This is a genomic window from Photobacterium sp. GB-56 (assembly GCF_003026105.1).
Classification (GTDB): domain Bacteria; phylum Pseudomonadota; class Gammaproteobacteria; order Enterobacterales; family Vibrionaceae; genus Photobacterium.
In genome coordinates this window covers 78,359-93,633 of record NZ_PYNW01000012.1, presented here as the reverse complement: position 1 = coordinate 93,633, position 15,275 = coordinate 78,359, and the positions used below count along the sequence as shown (strand labels likewise).

The following is a 15,275-nucleotide window of genomic DNA, read 5'->3' as shown; positions in this document are numbered from 1 at the left end:
GTAGAAATTAAAAAGTAAAGGGGTGGCAATTAACTCACTGTTATCTAATAGTAATTTCTTGTTTTTTTAGGTTGGCATACTCACTGCATTAATCTTATTGCACATTCACTATTTCGTTAAGCATTGGCGCTTATCTCTTCTCGGGATAAGCGTTTTTTTTATTTCAGTGGCAGTGCGATATTGTTAAGGGGAAGGGATGATTAGCCAAGGAATTAAATCAGCATGTCCATATTGCGGTGTTGGCTGTGGCGTTGTAACAAAGCAGTCTGAGATTATTGGTGATGTATCTCACCCAACAAATCGTGGTGCACTTTGTGTAAAAGGTTCGTCACTCGTAGCCAGTATGAGCCAACCTAATCGCTTGTTATATCCTCAAATTAAAGGAAAGGTTGTCGAGTGGGATCAGGCAACCAGTCAAATAGCTGAAACCATTAGCCGTGTGATAGCAGAATCCGGTCCTGAAGCCATTGGTATGTACTTATCTGGTCAGTTATTGACGGAAGATTATTATGTTGCCAACAAATTAATGAAAGGCTTTATTGGTAGTAGCCATGTCGATACAAACTCTCGGTTATGTATGGCTTCTGCTGTTGCTGCACATAACCGAGCATTCGGTGAAGATATTGTTGCTACCAATTATAGCGATTTAGACAACACCGACTTAATTGTGCTGGTGGGTTCTAATTTAGTGTGGACTCACCCCATTGTTTTTAAACGTATCCAACAAGCAAAAAAACAAAATCCATTATTAAAAATAGTGGTGATAGATCCACGTAAAACGGTAACAGCAGAGCAGGCGGATTTACATTTAGCGTTGGCCAATGATACTGATATTGATATTTACAATGGATTAATTCGTTACCTTATAGAAAACAACGCTATTGATCGTGATTTTATTGCTCAGGTAACTGAAGGTTTTGATGCATTACAGCAAGAGGTAATGAAAGATAAATATTCATTGCTTGAAGTAAGTAAAAGTAGTGGCATTGCGATTGAGCAACTAGCAACATTTTACCAATGGATGAAGGAAGCGCCGCGTGCTGTAACTGTATTTTGCCAAGGGGTGAATCAAGCAAGTTGTGGCACAGATAAAGCCAATAGTATTATTAATAGTCATTTAGTTAGTGGAAAAATGGCCAAACAAGGTTGTGGTCCTTTTTCTATAACAGGCCAGCCTAATGCGATGGGAGGAAGAGAAGTTGGCGGGCTTGCTAATCAACTCGCCGTTCATCGTGGCTTTGATGATATTTCAATTTCGCAAGTTAAAGCGTTTTGGCAAGCGCCTAATATCGCAACAACGGCAGGGCATAAAGCGGTCGATTTATTTAAAAGCGTAGAAAACGGTGATATCCGCGTGTTGTGGATCATGGCAACTAACCCCGTGATATCAATGCCAGATAACGAGCAAGTACGCCGAGCATTAGAAAAGTGTGAATATGTGATTGTCTCTGATATTACACCTGAATCAGATACAGCAGCGTATGCAGATTGCTTATTACCAGCAGCGGCATGGGGTGAAAAATCAGGCATGGTAACAAACTCAGAGCGTATGATGAGTCGACAGCGGGCATTTACCGCAATGCCAGGTGAGGTTAAAGCCGATTGGCAAATGATTTGTGATGTGGCGAAGCAGTTAGGTTTTAGTAAAGCGTTTGATTATCAATCAGAAGCTGATATTTTTCGTGAACATGCCGCCTTGAGTGGTATTAACAATAGCACTGACTTGTTATTTGATATTTCATGTTTAGCATTGATTAGCGATGATGATTATCAAACGTGGCAGCCGCAGCAATGGCCTCTCAATGCGACCAGTAATGGCGTATTTGAACAACACAATGACCTTCCTTTATTTTCGACTCCAACCAGAAAAGCCCAATTAGTCGTCACGCCTTCAGCAAGTGAAAACCCGTCGTCAAATGTGATGTTAGCGCAAGATGCCTCTCAATCGATCTTCTGGCTTAACACTGGTCGACAACGTGATCAATGGCATACCATGACACGAACTGGGCATGTTCCAGTATTGGCACAGTCTGAAGTCGAGCCGAGTCTTTATATTCATCCAACCAGTGCTAAACATGTTGGGTTAGTGGATGGTGACTTCGTTTGTATTGAATCGCTTGAGAGCTATCAAGATTTGAATAAACACCTTGCTCGGGTTGTTTTTGATTCGACACTTAGCCAGCAGCAAGTGTTTATGTCTATGCACTGGGCTGGGAAATACGGTGCAAAATCGGCTATCAATCAAAGTGTGATTGTGGCTTGTGATCCTATATCTGGTCAGCCTAGTTTTAAGTCCGCACAAGTAAAACTAACACCGATCTCAATGGAATTTCATGGCGTGTCATTAGGGGATATTCCGGCACAATTGGACTATGAATATGCCAGTTTCCAAACGTATCAGAATGAACATTATCAGCAGAAAGGGATCTGGCGATATGCAGGTAAGACTTGCTTAGACAAAACGGCGCTATTGCGATCTTTAGCTGGATCTAAACAGCAGTATTTATTAGTAGAACAAAAGTGGGGATTTGCCTTAGTGCAGTTAGCCAAGGTAATTAACCCTGATATTAAATTGAATACTACGGCGATCCATCTTTTTAGTGATCAGCCAATTAATGTTGATATGACGACACTGATTAACTGTGTTAATCAACCCTTTGTGATGACGGATGTGCTAGAAGCCTTAGGTTGTCAGCATAGTAAGCAAACGCTTGTCTGTAGTTGTTTCCAAATTACGGATCTGATGATTGAACAAGCCATTGTTACCAATAACATCACATCATTATCCGATCTTACTAAGCAATTAAAATGCGGTACTAATTGTGGTACTTGCCTACCTCAAGTTGAACGACATTTTTCAGAAAGTCAGCAACTTATTCCAACTGTTCAATTATAAATGAAGGATGAAATCATGGATGATTTTTCAATAATCAAACGAACCGCTAAACAAGTCTTAAAAAGTCGATTTCAGTCTCATGATGATCAGGGGTACAAAAAGGTACTGAGGCCACTTTCATCTGCAAGTCGTAAGCCTGATAGCGGGTTTGTAAGTTTAGTAGGAGCTGGCCCGAGCGACCCTGATTTATTAACGATAAAAGCATTGCGCGCACTTGAGCATGCCGATGTTGTCGTTTATGACCGTTTAGTCAGCCAAGATATTATTGCGTTAGCCAACCCTGAAGCTATCCACATTTATGTGGGTAAACGTTGTGGTAAACCGAGTTTATCGCAAGAGGGAATTAATCAGATCTTGATATCAGAAGCACATAAAGGGCAGTACGTGGTGAGAATTAAAGGGGGCGATCCTTTGATCTTTGGGCGAGGGGGAGAGGAAGCGTTAGCCTTGGTGGATGCAAATATTAATTATGAGTTCATTCCAGGTATTACTGCCGCGATTGGTTGCGCGGCTTCTGCTGGTATTCCTCTTACTCATCGTGAAGTTTCGCGTTCCGTTACCTTAGTCACAGGACATGTAGCAACTGGGGCTTTTAATGCGTGGTCGCAACTTGTCGCGAATGGGCAAACCTTAGTGTTTTATATGGGACTAGAGAAGGCACAACAGATACAAAACCAATTGATTGAGGCCAAGTTAAATGAAGAGACGCCTGTTGCCGTGATCTGTCATGGCTGCTCTGTTAATCAAGCTGTCTATATTGAACAACTGAAAGGACTCGCGTCATTAGCAGAGGATCTTAAAGGCGAATCCCCCGCCTTGATCATCATCGGTGATGTGGTAGCACTACGTGAGCAATTACAGCGCACAGCAAGGCAATTAACTGAGCAAGTGTGTTTGCTTTAAGGGGCTGATTTTAATAAATAGGTTTATTTATAGTTTTGTTTTTAGAGTTGGCAGTCTAATTGCAGTGTACGTAATAGGAAAATAACCACTTGTATAGAAAGATGTTGTTATCAAGGAAAGATTATGCCAGTTATCCCTATTATTATTTGCAGCGACAGCCAAGAAGAACAAAGCAAAATAGCGCAGCGTGTTGCCATTGATCTCCGCGTTGTTATCGAGGTTAAGTTTAATCAATTAGCTGGGATGTTATCGCAATATCCTGACGCTACTATTGTGACTTCATGGCTACAGCCTTGTGCTGAATTAAAAGAGATCATTAAACTCACTTCTTTAAATAGTACGCCGCTTATTGTTTTTATTCGTAAATTTAATATTAATACTTTCAATATATTACCAGATCCTGAAGGGTATTTATTACTGCCATCAACGGTTGACTGTGAGTTTGAAACGTGGATTGGGCGAGCAAAACAAGTGCGTGATAACCAAATAAAACTGACGCAGGAAATTGCAAATTTAGAGCAAAAAATCATGGATAAAAAATGGATCGATAAAGCGAAAGGCTTACTCCAAAAGCACCATGGTCTTAATGAGAATCAAGCTCATGACGCACTACGAAAAGCGGCGATGGATAATGGTTTGCCGATGGTGAAAATAGCGAGAAACTTAATTTCAACATTACAGAAAACCGAACAATATTAGCCTTATTTACTTTGTTATCTGTTACTTATCTGGTGCGACCTGCACCATATTAAGGCAAATATAAATAAAACAAATAATCGAAATATCGTAACTAGCTGTTTTTAATGTTTTTTACGATTTTAAAAAAATTGGCATAAATGATGGATTAATTAATGTGTAAGTTGTGCAAGCGCATCACTTACACAAAATTTTTGGTCGCACTTGAATAACCGACGAGAGCGATAAAAATCCATAGCTACCATGAAGGTACTTGGGATGGCACCGAAGCCACTGTTTCTTAACCGAAGCAGTGGCTTTTATTTTTTAAGTTGGGTAGGAAATATTATGGCTATAAAAGGACTCATGCAGCTCATCAAAAAATCGTACGGCGTCAGTTTATCTGCTTTGCTGTTTGGAGCGCTAACGGTCAATGCATCGCCATTGGTGTTAGGCGAGCCTGAGAAAGAAGAACTAAAACTAGGCTTTATTAAACTTACGGATATGGCACCGCTAGCTATTGCTTATGAGAAGGGCTATTTCGAAGACGAAGGCTTGTATGTCTCACTGGAAGCGCAAGCAAATTGGAAGGTGCTACTGGATCGCGTGATTGATGGTGAGTTAGATGGCGCGCATATGCTGGCTGGTCAACCTCTCGGTGCAACAATCGGTATTGGTACCAAAGCACCGATTATTACGGCATTTAGCATGGATCTAAATGGTAATGCGATCACTGTTTCCAATGAAGTATGGCAACAAATTAAGCCACAATTACCGGTTGATGAGAATGGAATAGTTATCCATCCGATTAAAGCTGAAGCGTTAAAGCCTGTACTGGAACATTACAAAGATACCGGAAAGCCATTTCAAATGGGTATGGTTTTCCCGGTATCAACCCATAACTACGAATTACGTTATTGGTTAGCAGCCGCTGGGATCAATCCTGGGTTTTATGCCCCTGAAAAAGGCGATAACAGTGGGCAACGTGAGGCTGAAATCTTACTGAATGTCACGCCACCACCGCAAATGCCAGCCACGATGGAAGCAGGGACAATTCAAGGATATAGCGTTGGTGAACCTTGGAACCAACAAGCGGTAGCGAAAAAAATTGGAGTCCCGATCATTGCAGATAATGATATTTGGAAGAATAACCCAGAGAAAGTCTTTGGTGTGACGGAATCATGGGCGGAAGAAAACCCTAATACGCATATTCGATTAGTTAAAGCCTTAATTCGTGCGGCGGCGTGGCTTGATCATAATGGTAATGAGAATCGTGCAGAGGCATCAAAGATACTTGCTCGTAGTGAGTATGTAGGGGCTGATGAAAAGGTAATAGCGAATAGCATGACAGGGAGCTTTGAATATGAAGCTGGTGATATTAGACCTGCACCCGATTTCAATGTGTTCTTTCGTTATAACGCGACTTACCCTTATTACAGTGATGCTGTTTGGTCATTAACCCAAATGCGTCGCTGGGGACAAATACCACAAGCAAAACCAGATAGCTGGTATATCGATATCGCCAAACAAGTTTATCGTCCTGATATTTATCGATTAGCAGTTAATGCCCTGATTTCAGATGGCCTGATGAAGCAATCAGATTTTTCAGACGTCGATAATGAAACGGGTTTCCGCCCTCCACATAGTCATTTCATTGACAATATTACCTATGACGGTCGTAGCCCGAATGCGTATCTCGAGCAATTTTCGATTGGCTTAAAAGGCGATCAGCAGATCTAAGGAGAGATCATGTCAGCAACGATTAGTTTTCTTAAACAATTACCCGAGCAAAAAGTCATGTTAAAACGCTCATCCGAATGGTTACTACCAGTATTAGGCGTCTTGTTTTTTGTTGTGATTTGGCACTTTTCGGCACTACAAGTGAAAACATCACTTGGTTCATTACCGGGACCGGTTCAAACCGCTGAACAATTTGTGTTACTGGTTGAAGATCATCTGCAAGAGGGAGAAAAAGAACAGGCTTTCTATGAGCGTCAGGAAGTACGTAATGCTAAAAAATTAGCCGCTGATCCTGATGCCAATATCAAAGTGCGTGCTTACACGGGTAAAGCGACATTCTTTGATCAAATAGTTACCAGTTTAGTGACCGTTGCTTGTGGCTTTATTTTAGCATCCGTTATTGCGATCCCATTGGGGTTAGTGCTGGGACTCAATCACAAGTTATACATGGCGTTTAACCCTATTATTCAATTATTAAAACCTGTTTCACCATTGGCATGGTTGCCGTTAGTGACCATGGTAGTAAGTGCAAGTTACGTAACGAAAGATCCGTTAGTCGCAAAATCCTTTCTTAATTCAATGCTTACCGTCACCTTATGCAGTTTATGGCCAACCTTAATTAATACGGCCGTTGGCGTAACGAATGTTGATAAAGATTTAGTCAATGTGAGTCGAGTATTGCGTTTATCTTATTGGCAGCATATTAGAACGATTGTTTTGCCCTCTGCCATTCCGATGATTTTTACCGGCTTAAGATTATCAATTGGTATCGCATGGATGGTACTTATTGCCGCAGAAATGCTCGCGCAAAATCCGGGATTAGGCAAGTTTGTATGGGACGAGTTTCAAAATGGCAGTGCAGCATCGTTAAGCCGAATCATGGTTGCGGTGGTGATGATTGGTTTTATTGGCTTAATGCTCGATAGATTAATGCTCATGATCCAAAAGCGTGTTTCATGGGATAAGCAGCAAGTGTTGCGATAAGGCGAAAAAGGAGAAGTAAGATGCAAAAACCATTACTTGAGTTAACTCAATTAGGGATGCGTTACCCTGTCGCAACGGGCGAATTTGTTGCTTTGAAAGACGTTAATCTAACCGTCAATAAAGGAGAGTTTATCTCCTTAATTGGACATTCTGGTTGTGGTAAATCAACCGTGCTTGATTTAATCGCAGGTCTTCAGATGCCAACTGATGGTGGGGTTATTGTCAGTAATAAAGAAGTTGCAGGGCCGGGGCCAGATAGGGCGGTAGTCTTTCAGCATCACGCTTTATTACCGTGGTTAACGGTTTATCAAAATGTTGAGTTAGCGCTTAAACAGGTCGCGATACATCAAAAACAGAAAGTGAGTAAGACTTTGCTTAATCAGCAAGTGATGCACTATTTAGAGTTGGTGCAAATGACCCATGCCAGTGACAAAAAGCCTGATGAAATTTCTGGTGGTATGAAACAGCGGGTAGGGATTGCTCGTGCTTTAGCAATGCAGCCCAATGTTTTACTGATGGATGAGCCATTTGGTGCTTTAGACGCACTGACAAGAGCACATCTGCAAGATGCCTTAATGGCAATTCAAGCTGAGCTTAATAATACCATTATTATGATCACCCACGATGTCGATGAAGCCGTGCTGTTATCTGATCGTATTGTGATGATGTCAAATGGTCCTGCAGCCACAATCGGTCAAGTATTAGCAGTTGATCTGCCTCGTCCTAGAAATCGTGTTTCTCTCGCAAATAACGAACGGTATCAATATCTACGTCAGCAAGTTTTACAATTTTTATATGAGAAGCACTGCAAAGTTAAGCCAATGACTCAGCCAAGAACGCAAGAAGTCGCGTAAGGAGGCAATATGAACAACGGAATGGATAAACAACATCTTATTGTGATTGGTAACGGCATGGTGGGGCATCACTTTATCGATCAATTAGTCGATAAAGGCGGTTTAGCACACTATTGCATTACGGTTATTGGCGAAGAGTCGGTAGCGGCTTACGATCGGGTGCAATTATCAGCGATGTTTGCTGATAAATCTCAACAAGATCTTATGTTGGGGGATGTGTCGTGGTATCAAAACCAAGGTATAGATTTACGGTTAGGGCAACAAGTTGTTGAGATCAATCGCGCGCAGCAAACGGTTAATATTCGTGATGTAGTTACCTCTGAGCTGATTTGCTTAGATTATGACAAATTAGTGTTAGCGACGGGCTCAACACCATTTGTTCCACCGATTAAAGGCAACGATCGTCAGAATTGCTTTGTTTATCGCACAATTGATGATCTTGCGGCGATAAAGAATGCCTGTTCACAAGCCAAAACTGGCGCTGTTATTGGCGGTGGGTTACTTGGGCTTGAAGCGGCAAATGCCTTACGTTTATTAGGGTTAGAAACCCATGTCGTTGAGTTTGCTCCTCGGCTAATGCCTGTTCAGTTAGATGATTTAGCCGGTGATTTACTGGCAAAGAAAATCACTGAATTAGGTGTTCATATCCACACCGATATGCGTACAGAAAAAATCACTGATGGGGAAACCGCCACTCATCGTTTATGGTTTGAAAATGATACGCCATTAGATGTCGATGTGATTGTTTTTTCAGCAGGGATAAGACCGCAAGACACCCTTGCTCGCCAATGTGAATTAGAAATTGGCGAACGTGGCGGTATTGTGATTGACGATACCTGCTTGACCAGTGATGCGAATATTTACGCGATTGGTGAATGTGCGTTATGGCAAGCTCGAATTTTTGGTCTTGTTGCACCAGGTTATAGCATGGCGCGTACTGTTGCTTCGCAATTAGCTAGCGAGACAGAGGCCAAGTTTGTTGGTGCGGATATGAGCACCAAATTGAAACTACTAGGCGTTGAAGTGGCTTCTATCGGTGATGCACAGATGCGCACTGAAGGGGCGAAGGAAGTTGTATTGCAAGACAGTGCTGGTGGACGTTACAAGAAGTTAGTTGTGAATGCTGACAGCACGAAAATCTTAGGCGCTATTTTAGTGGGAGATAGCAGTGATTATGACGCCTTATTACAATGTTATTTAAATCAAACAGTATTAACCGAGCACCCAGCACAACTGTTATTTGATACCTCAATGTTAGCGCCATCCACTGATGAAAATAGTGTGATTTGTTCATGTCATAACGTTACTCGAGGCGCATTAATTAGCCAAGTACAGCAGGGTTGTCACGAACTTGGTGAAATTAAACAAGTGACGAAAGCGGGTACAGGGTGTGGCGGCTGCAGCTCCATGGTTAAACAGATTGTTGATGAACAATTAGCGAGCATGGGAATGGAAGTAAACAACCATGTTTGCCAGCACTTTTCTTATACTCGTCAAGAGCTTTTCCATTTATGCCAAGTGGAAAAAATTCAAGATTTTGAAACCTTACTCTCTACTCATGGGAAAGGGTTAGGCTGTGATATTTGTAAGCCAACAGCAGCATCAATCTTTGCTTCATTATGGAATGAGCATGTTCTCGAATCACCTTATCAACCACTGCAAGATTCTAACGATGCCTTTCTTGCAAATATTCAAAAGGATGGCAGCTATTCAGTTGTGCCTCGGGTTCCCGGTGGTGAAATTACCCCCGATAAATTAATCACCCTTGGTGAAGTGGCCAAAAAATACGATTTATATACCAAAATCACAGGTGGACAACGGGTTGATTTGTTTGGTGCACAACTATCACAATTGCCTGATATATGGGCTGAGTTGATTGAGGCGGGATTTGAAACGGGTCATGCCTATGGCAAATCATTACGAACCGTTAAATCTTGCGTGGGGTCAACGTGGTGCCGCTATGGGGTTGATGATTCAATGGCACTCTCGATTGAATTAGAAAATCGTTATAAAGGGTTACGCTCACCGCATAAATTGAAATTTGCTGTCTCAGGTTGTACCCGAGAATGTGCAGAAGCACAAAGTAAAGACATTGGTATTATTGCAACAGAGCAGGGCTGGAACCTCTATGTTGGCGGTAATGGTGGTATGCGTCCACGTCATGGTGATCTATTTGCTGTTGATTTAGATAAACCCACCTTGATTGCTTATATCGATAGAATTTTAATGTTTTATGTAAAAACAGCTGATCGTCTACAACGAACATCAGTATGGCTAGAAAATTTAGAAGGTGGGCTCGATTATCTCAAACAAGTGGTTATTGAAGATAAACTTGCCATCAACACCTCATTAGAGCAGCAAATGGAACATGTAATTAATAGTTATCAATGTGAATGGAAAACAACCTTATCATCGGAGCAAAAACTGAATCGTTTTCGTCAGTTTATTAATCTGAAAGATGAAGAGATCTCCTTACCATATCAACGTATTCGAGGTCAGCGTATCCCTATTAAGGAGGAATTATGAGTGATGTGACGGAAATACCTCAATCAATAAAATCAGATCTTCGTTGGGTTAAGATCTGCCATAAAGATGATTTAGTTCCTGACTCAGGTATTGCTGCCTTAGTTAATCAACAACAAATTGCGCTGTATTACTTGCCTAAACAAAATAATGCAGTTTATGCCGTTGATAATTGGGATCCTATTGCAAAAGCTTATGTCATGAGTCGCGGTATTGTTGGTGATCAAGATGGTGTGTTATGTGTCGCCTCACCATTATTGAAACAACATTATGATCTGGCTACAGGAAAGTGCATAGAAGTGCCTGATCATATCCTTGGTACATGGAAAACCCGTTGGAACAATAACGAGTTATGGCTTTATACAGGCTAGTGAGCCTATCGTTATTGCAGTACGCTTTTGTCTAAATATAAAAATGCCGTTAGTAGGTAAACTATTAACGGCATTTTTGATCTAGAAGTTAACGCACAGTTATTTATTCAATTGTGCTTTTGCTTCTTCAACTTTTGAAAAGTCTAAACCAAGCTCTTCTACTGCTTCTTTGATTAATGCTGGATTCTGCATTACCTGCGCCATCAATTGTTGCAGCTTATCTTGTGGTAAGCCTAACTGACTAATTGTTGTCATTGCTGCAAGGGGGTTTTGCGTCAATGTCTGAAAAATCTCATTAATTTGGGAATCGCTGATATTGTTCTCTTTCAACAGGGCAATAATTGGGTTCATCACATGACCTTTTAGGACTAAATACAATAGACAATTAGTTTAACACTAGCTTTTCGTTGTGAGTACTGAGAAATGATGCTTACTTGGAGGGGAAGAAGTATTGTTAATTACCCATAAAGAATAAGTGATTAAATTTGTTACTTATATATCTATGGGTTATAACTTTTACATAACCTTTACATACGAATTATCAAATAGTTATATGATAGCGTAAAATTGCTCTGATGCTTATAAATAGGATTAATGATGTTTGTACCGAAAATCGCTATTCGACACTGTATTTTATTATTTGTTTGTTTATTAACAGTAGGAGGGTGTGCAAACTCAGGTAATACGACATCAACAAAACCTGTTTTGAGCTATAAGCACCATAGTGAATACGGTAAAGCATCGTATTACGCAAATAAATATCAAGGGCGCAAGACAGCAAGCGGGCAGCACTTTGATCAAAATAAACCAACAGCAGCACATAGAACATTACCTTTTGGTACCAAAGTTAAAGTAACTAATTTAGCAAATAGTAAAAGTGTTGTTGTGACAGTAAATGATCGCGGCCCATTCACAAAAGGGCGAGTAATAGATTTATCCCGTTCAGCTTTTAGTGCGATCGGAAATACAGCGTCAGGTGTACTTAAGGTAAAAGTTGAGACATTAAATTAACCTGTATTAGTTTATCGCCATGACGATGATTGAAAGGATATTAGATGATTTTAGAAACACTTCACCAGTCGGTACAAACCGTCTTTGCTAATAAAATACGGTTAGTAAAGGCATTACTCATTCCATTTATAGTGACGTATTTATTACGTTCATTAAAAGTATCAATGGCAGGTATTGAGATATATGAGGAAGCGATTATATTTGTCCTAAATATAGCAATTTTCCTAGTTTCTTCCATTATCTGTCTACGAACTCAGCAAATACTAGACAGCCATGGTACAGACGATACCCGCTTTTCTAATTGGAGAGGTATCAGTTTTGATGTCCAGCAGCGTCACTATACGGCTTATTTATTCCTACTATTTGGATTGTTATATGCTATCTGGGCTGTTTTTAAAGTAGATTATGATTGGGTAAATAACGGCGTACTGTATTGTATATTGTTACTATTAGGCTGTGCAGGTTGGGTGATTTTTTCTCGTCTATCTTTTGTTTTACCTGCTATTGCTGCGGGGAAAAAAGCGTCTTTTAAAGATGCACTAGAGCTGACTAAGCATAAAAGGTTATATGCCTTTGTGATTGCCGGACTGCTACCTGTAGCATTTTATATGTTGTTTATCGGTCTACCCATTTTCTTATTATTTGCTAACCCTAACTTTGCGATGAGCCTAAAATTTATTAATGTGTTTATCTGGGGAGTTATTGTTATTGCAATTCCATTTATTATTGCGGCAGTTGAAGCTACGGCTTATCGTGCTTTAATGGATAATTCAGAAGCAACCGAAATTTCTAGCGTAGAATAAATGCAAATCTTAGAGATATAAAAAGAGCGCTGATGCGCTCTTTTTTGTTTTTGTAATCGATTAGAGGTCGTCGTCGAAATCGCCAAAGCCACTGTCGTCGCCAAAGCCACTGTCGCCACCACCAAAACCATTGTTAGCGAATGTATCATCGTCACCAAAGCCGCTGTCATCACCGCCAAAACCTGAATCGCCAAAACCTTGGTTATCATCAAAGCCTGAGTTACCAAATCCACCAGTGTAATCAGAGCTAAAGTTATTAGCGGTGTCGTCTAAGAAGCTGCTACCGCCTTGGTCGTCAAACGCTGGGTTTGCAACATCCGCCTCTGGTACAGCCTGATCTGCAGATGCTGTATCAGGTGCCGCATCTTGGGTTGTATCAGTTGCATCGGCTGCTGGCGCTGGATCGGCTGCTGCTGTATCTGCTGGCTGATCGTGATCAAATAGCATGTTACTAATTACGCTACCTGCAACCATACCTGCAGCAACACCTGCCGCTGTTTGCATAAACCCACCAAATGCACTTGGTTGGCGAGCAGGTGGTTGTGGTGGCTGAGGAGCAGGACGAGAGCCACCAAACATACGACTTAACGAGCCACGGTTTGATTCTTCTTTATAGTACTCAGCATTCTTTTCTAAATAGTCGTTCTTTTCTTTTAGCTGCTTTAATGCCATTTCTTGTACTAGAACAGCTTGAGTAAGTTTGTAAATAGCATCGGGCTGAGATGCTATTTCATCGGCAATGAATTTTTCAGCATCTGCATCTTTTTTGCTTTCTGGGCTTTGTTTGAGCTTAGTAGCAACACTTTGAATAAGATCTTTTTCTTGTGGAGTCATGGTTTTTACCTTCTCAATACCCTATGTGCAGGGATAGCTTAGTTGCATAGCTGACTCTGAAATAAAAAGAATCAACCTTGCTTTATAGGTTAGTTCGTTACTGCATTATTCACATTATTAACTTGAACAGTAGCTGAACATACTAGTACAAGTCTTAAATCTAAATAAAATGCCCAGATAATGTATTACGAAAGTTGTAACACATCTACTCTTCGCCACAAAAATAGGGACGATTATTGTTACTATCTGTAAATGAGGGCTGCAATGTGAAATATCAATACAGTTATAGTTTAGAACAGCATAAAATCAAAACTATGCTGTTGGTATGATGTGTATGTCTGTTGTTAGCGTAAGATATTATTATCGTGTCGCCAGTCCATAATTGTCCATTCATTCATTTGTGCGTGAAGCGCAAGAGAAGGATCCGGGTTAACAGCAAAAGGCTTTTGAACGAATTTAAGTAAAGGTAAGTCGTTGATGGAGTCACTATAGCCGTAATAGTGACGATAATATTGTGATTGTTCTGCTAGCCATGATTCAAGACGTGTAATTTTACCTTCGCGATAGCTGAGAACACCACATGTTTTCCCTGTATATACACCGTTAATCGTTTCTAAATTAATAGCGATGCAATGAGAGACGCCGAGTTTCTCCGCAATTGGTTTTACGAGATGTTCAGATGAAGCAGAGACAATTATGATTTCATCTCCGCGCTTTTTATGCCATTCAATTCGCTTAATGGCATCAGAATAAACGGCAGGTGAAATGTATTCTTCAATAAAACGTGTAACGAGAGCAGATATTTCTTGTTCTGTTTTTCCTACTAAAGGAGCCAATGTTTTATCCATATAGCTCTCCATATCAAGCTTACCTTTTTGGTAAGCTTGCATCATTTCAGCTTCTTGTTGCTCTAACGATGATGAAGCAAGTTGGTTGTTAACGAGAAATGTTGTCCAAAGGCTAGCTGAATCTGCTGCGATAAGTGTTTCATCAAGATCAAAAATGGCCAAACAAGGGCGAATGTTGCGCTCAAGATTAAGTGACAAATCTCATTCCTTACTAGTTAGTTATCACGATAAATTGCTGACTGAGGGTAGGGAGCTAGCGTGACATTTTTGTGTCGTAATCATGTAATTTTTACTAATTCATGATCACGACAGCTAAATGTAAACGGAAAGTATTGAGAGAGCAGATAAGATTAAGCGATGCTTTCTTGAATGAGCTGTTCATTTAGGTATTTACAACTGTGATGTTTGGTTGTTTGATCATCAAACTCTTTCGTGATGTTAAAAGGCGTTCCTTTTGCAAAGTGCCAAAAGTACTTTTCGAGCTCTTTATTAAACTGGCTCTCAGTACAACCGGTGACAGGTGAAAAAAAAGTAAAGGTTGTTATGTCGTCTTGGCCTGAATTAACAAAACTTCGCTCAAAGCCATTATACCCAAATGCTTTAACATTAGGGGTGGGTAAACCACCGGGTACTAAGTGCGCTGGAACTGTGATTGTTACGCTAGTCATGCTCATCATGTCATCTCCATTGCGTCTTGATGATAATTATACTCTACAGAAAAAGATTGTATTTCACTATAAAAATTACATTACTCAATTATTCCCATAACGTATTGATATATAAAGTGATGATGGGACAGTACTTTTTTTGTGACTAATATATCTATTTTTAAT

General features: G+C 40.5%; 14 protein-coding genes. 10 read left to right on the top strand and 4 right to left on the bottom strand.

Going from position 1 to position 15,275, the window contains the following annotated elements:
* Positions 1-196 precede the first annotated feature (196 nt).
* The 8 genes from C9J42_RS15755 (at position 197) to nirD (ending at position 10,946) form a co-directional block, all read left to right on the top strand.
* Positions 197-2,896, top strand: a complete 2,700-nt coding sequence (locus C9J42_RS15755) for a nitrate reductase (protein ID WP_107302145.1) — start codon at positions 197-199, stop codon at positions 2,894-2,896.
* A 15-nt stretch (positions 2,897-2,911) separates the two neighbouring features.
* A complete protein-coding gene (cobA, locus tag C9J42_RS15750) occupies positions 2,912-3,799 on the top strand; it encodes a uroporphyrinogen-III C-methyltransferase (protein WP_107302144.1) in 888 nt (295 codons plus the stop codon).
* A gap of 123 nt (positions 3,800-3,922) precedes the next feature.
* Positions 3,923-4,498 carry an ANTAR domain-containing response regulator gene (locus tag C9J42_RS15745; RefSeq protein WP_107302143.1) on the top strand — a complete coding sequence of 192 codons (576 nt, stop codon included), beginning with the start codon at positions 3,923-3,925 and terminating at the stop codon, positions 4,496-4,498.
* Between the two features lie 255 nt (positions 4,499-4,753).
* Positions 4,754-6,214 (top strand): CmpA/NrtA family ABC transporter substrate-binding protein, encoded by a 1,461-nt coding sequence (locus C9J42_RS15740; protein WP_107302142.1) that lies wholly within the window; start codon positions 4,754-4,756, stop codon positions 6,212-6,214.
* 57 nt (positions 6,215-6,271) lie between these two features.
* Positions 6,272-7,198: an ABC transporter permease gene (locus C9J42_RS15735; protein ID WP_107206973.1), complete on the top strand. Its 927-nt coding sequence runs from the start codon at positions 6,272-6,274 to the stop codon at positions 7,196-7,198.
* A 20-nt stretch (positions 7,199-7,218) separates the two neighbouring features.
* The gene (locus C9J42_RS15730; protein ID WP_005364475.1) at positions 7,219-8,052 is read left to right on the top strand and encodes an ABC transporter ATP-binding protein; all 834 of its coding nucleotides are present in this window, start codon (positions 7,219-7,221) and stop codon (positions 8,050-8,052) included.
* A 9-nt stretch (positions 8,053-8,061) separates the two neighbouring features.
* Positions 8,062-10,578 (top strand): nitrite reductase large subunit NirB, encoded by a 2,517-nt coding sequence (gene nirB / locus C9J42_RS15725; RefSeq protein WP_107302141.1) that lies wholly within the window; start codon positions 8,062-8,064, stop codon positions 10,576-10,578.
* Positions 10,575-10,946: a nitrite reductase small subunit NirD gene (gene nirD, locus C9J42_RS15720; RefSeq protein WP_107302140.1), complete on the top strand. Its 372-nt coding sequence runs from the start codon at positions 10,575-10,577 to the stop codon at positions 10,944-10,946. The genes nirB and nirD overlap by 4 nt, the downstream gene beginning before the upstream one ends.
* 99 nt (positions 10,947-11,045) lie before the next feature.
* Here nirD and C9J42_RS15715 read toward each other — a convergent pair whose 3' ends face one another.
* Positions 11,046-11,297 (bottom strand): DUF2999 family protein, encoded by a 252-nt coding sequence (locus C9J42_RS15715; RefSeq protein ID WP_005364493.1) that lies wholly within the window; start codon positions 11,295-11,297, stop codon positions 11,046-11,048.
* Positions 11,298-11,543: 246 nt separating this feature from the next.
* Between C9J42_RS15715 and C9J42_RS15710 the strand changes: the two genes are divergently transcribed.
* Together C9J42_RS15710 and C9J42_RS15705 are read left to right on the top strand one after the other, a co-directional pair.
* Positions 11,544-11,957 (top strand): septal ring lytic transglycosylase RlpA family protein, encoded by a 414-nt coding sequence (locus tag C9J42_RS15710; protein WP_107206843.1) that lies wholly within the window; start codon positions 11,544-11,546, stop codon positions 11,955-11,957.
* Between the two features lie 44 nt (positions 11,958-12,001).
* Complete coding sequence (locus tag C9J42_RS15705; RefSeq protein ID WP_107206844.1) at positions 12,002-12,760, top strand: hypothetical protein; 759 nt, start codon at positions 12,002-12,004, stop codon at positions 12,758-12,760.
* Between the two features lie 60 nt (positions 12,761-12,820).
* Here the strand turns inward: C9J42_RS15705 and C9J42_RS15700 are convergent, their stop codons facing one another.
* The 3 genes from C9J42_RS15700 to C9J42_RS15690 form a co-directional block, all read right to left on the bottom strand.
* Positions 12,821-13,594, bottom strand: coding sequence for a DUF2076 family protein (locus C9J42_RS15700; RefSeq protein WP_107206845.1), 774 nt, complete (start codon positions 13,592-13,594; stop codon positions 12,821-12,823).
* A 344-nt stretch (positions 13,595-13,938) separates the two neighbouring features.
* Positions 13,939-14,640 carry an HAD family phosphatase gene (locus C9J42_RS15695; RefSeq protein WP_107206846.1) on the bottom strand — a complete coding sequence of 234 codons (702 nt, stop codon included), beginning with the start codon at positions 14,638-14,640 and terminating at the stop codon, positions 13,939-13,941.
* 152 nt (positions 14,641-14,792) lie between these two features.
* Positions 14,793-15,119: a hypothetical protein gene (locus tag C9J42_RS15690; protein WP_233218490.1), complete on the bottom strand. Its 327-nt coding sequence runs from the start codon at positions 15,117-15,119 to the stop codon at positions 14,793-14,795.
* Positions 15,120-15,275 lie beyond the last annotated feature (156 nt).

Excerpts from the sequence above, each read along its gene's own strand:
- C9J42_RS15745 (WP_107302143.1), top strand. The coding sequence starts at position 3,923 with ATGCCAGTTATCCCTATTATTATTTGCAGCGACAGCCAAGAAGAACAA.
- C9J42_RS15690 (WP_233218490.1), bottom strand. The coding sequence starts at position 15,119 with ATGATGAGCATGACTAGCGTAACAATCACAGTTCCAGCGCACTTAGTA.
- C9J42_RS15700 (WP_107206845.1), bottom strand. The coding sequence starts at position 13,594 with ATGACTCCACAAGAAAAAGATCTTATTCAAAGTGTTGCTACTAAGCTC.
- C9J42_RS15735 (WP_107206973.1), top strand. The coding sequence starts at position 6,272 with ATGTTAAAACGCTCATCCGAATGGTTACTACCAGTATTAGGCGTCTTG.
- nirB (WP_107302141.1), top strand. The coding sequence starts at position 8,062 with ATGAACAACGGAATGGATAAACAACATCTTATTGTGATTGGTAACGGC.
- C9J42_RS15740 (WP_107302142.1), top strand. The coding sequence starts at position 4,754 with ATGGCACCGAAGCCACTGTTTCTTAACCGAAGCAGTGGCTTTTATTTT.
- C9J42_RS15710 (WP_107206843.1), top strand. The coding sequence starts at position 11,544 with ATGTTTGTACCGAAAATCGCTATTCGACACTGTATTTTATTATTTGTT.
- nirD (WP_107302140.1), top strand. The coding sequence starts at position 10,575 with ATGAGTGATGTGACGGAAATACCTCAATCAATAAAATCAGATCTTCGT.
- C9J42_RS15730 (WP_005364475.1), top strand. The coding sequence starts at position 7,219 with ATGCAAAAACCATTACTTGAGTTAACTCAATTAGGGATGCGTTACCCT.
- C9J42_RS15715 (WP_005364493.1), bottom strand. The coding sequence starts at position 11,297 with ATGAACCCAATTATTGCCCTGTTGAAAGAGAACAATATCAGCGATTCC.
- C9J42_RS15755 (WP_107302145.1), top strand. The coding sequence starts at position 197 with ATGATTAGCCAAGGAATTAAATCAGCATGTCCATATTGCGGTGTTGGC.
- cobA (WP_107302144.1), top strand. The coding sequence starts at position 2,912 with ATGGATGATTTTTCAATAATCAAACGAACCGCTAAACAAGTCTTAAAA.
- C9J42_RS15705 (WP_107206844.1), top strand. The coding sequence starts at position 12,002 with ATGATTTTAGAAACACTTCACCAGTCGGTACAAACCGTCTTTGCTAAT.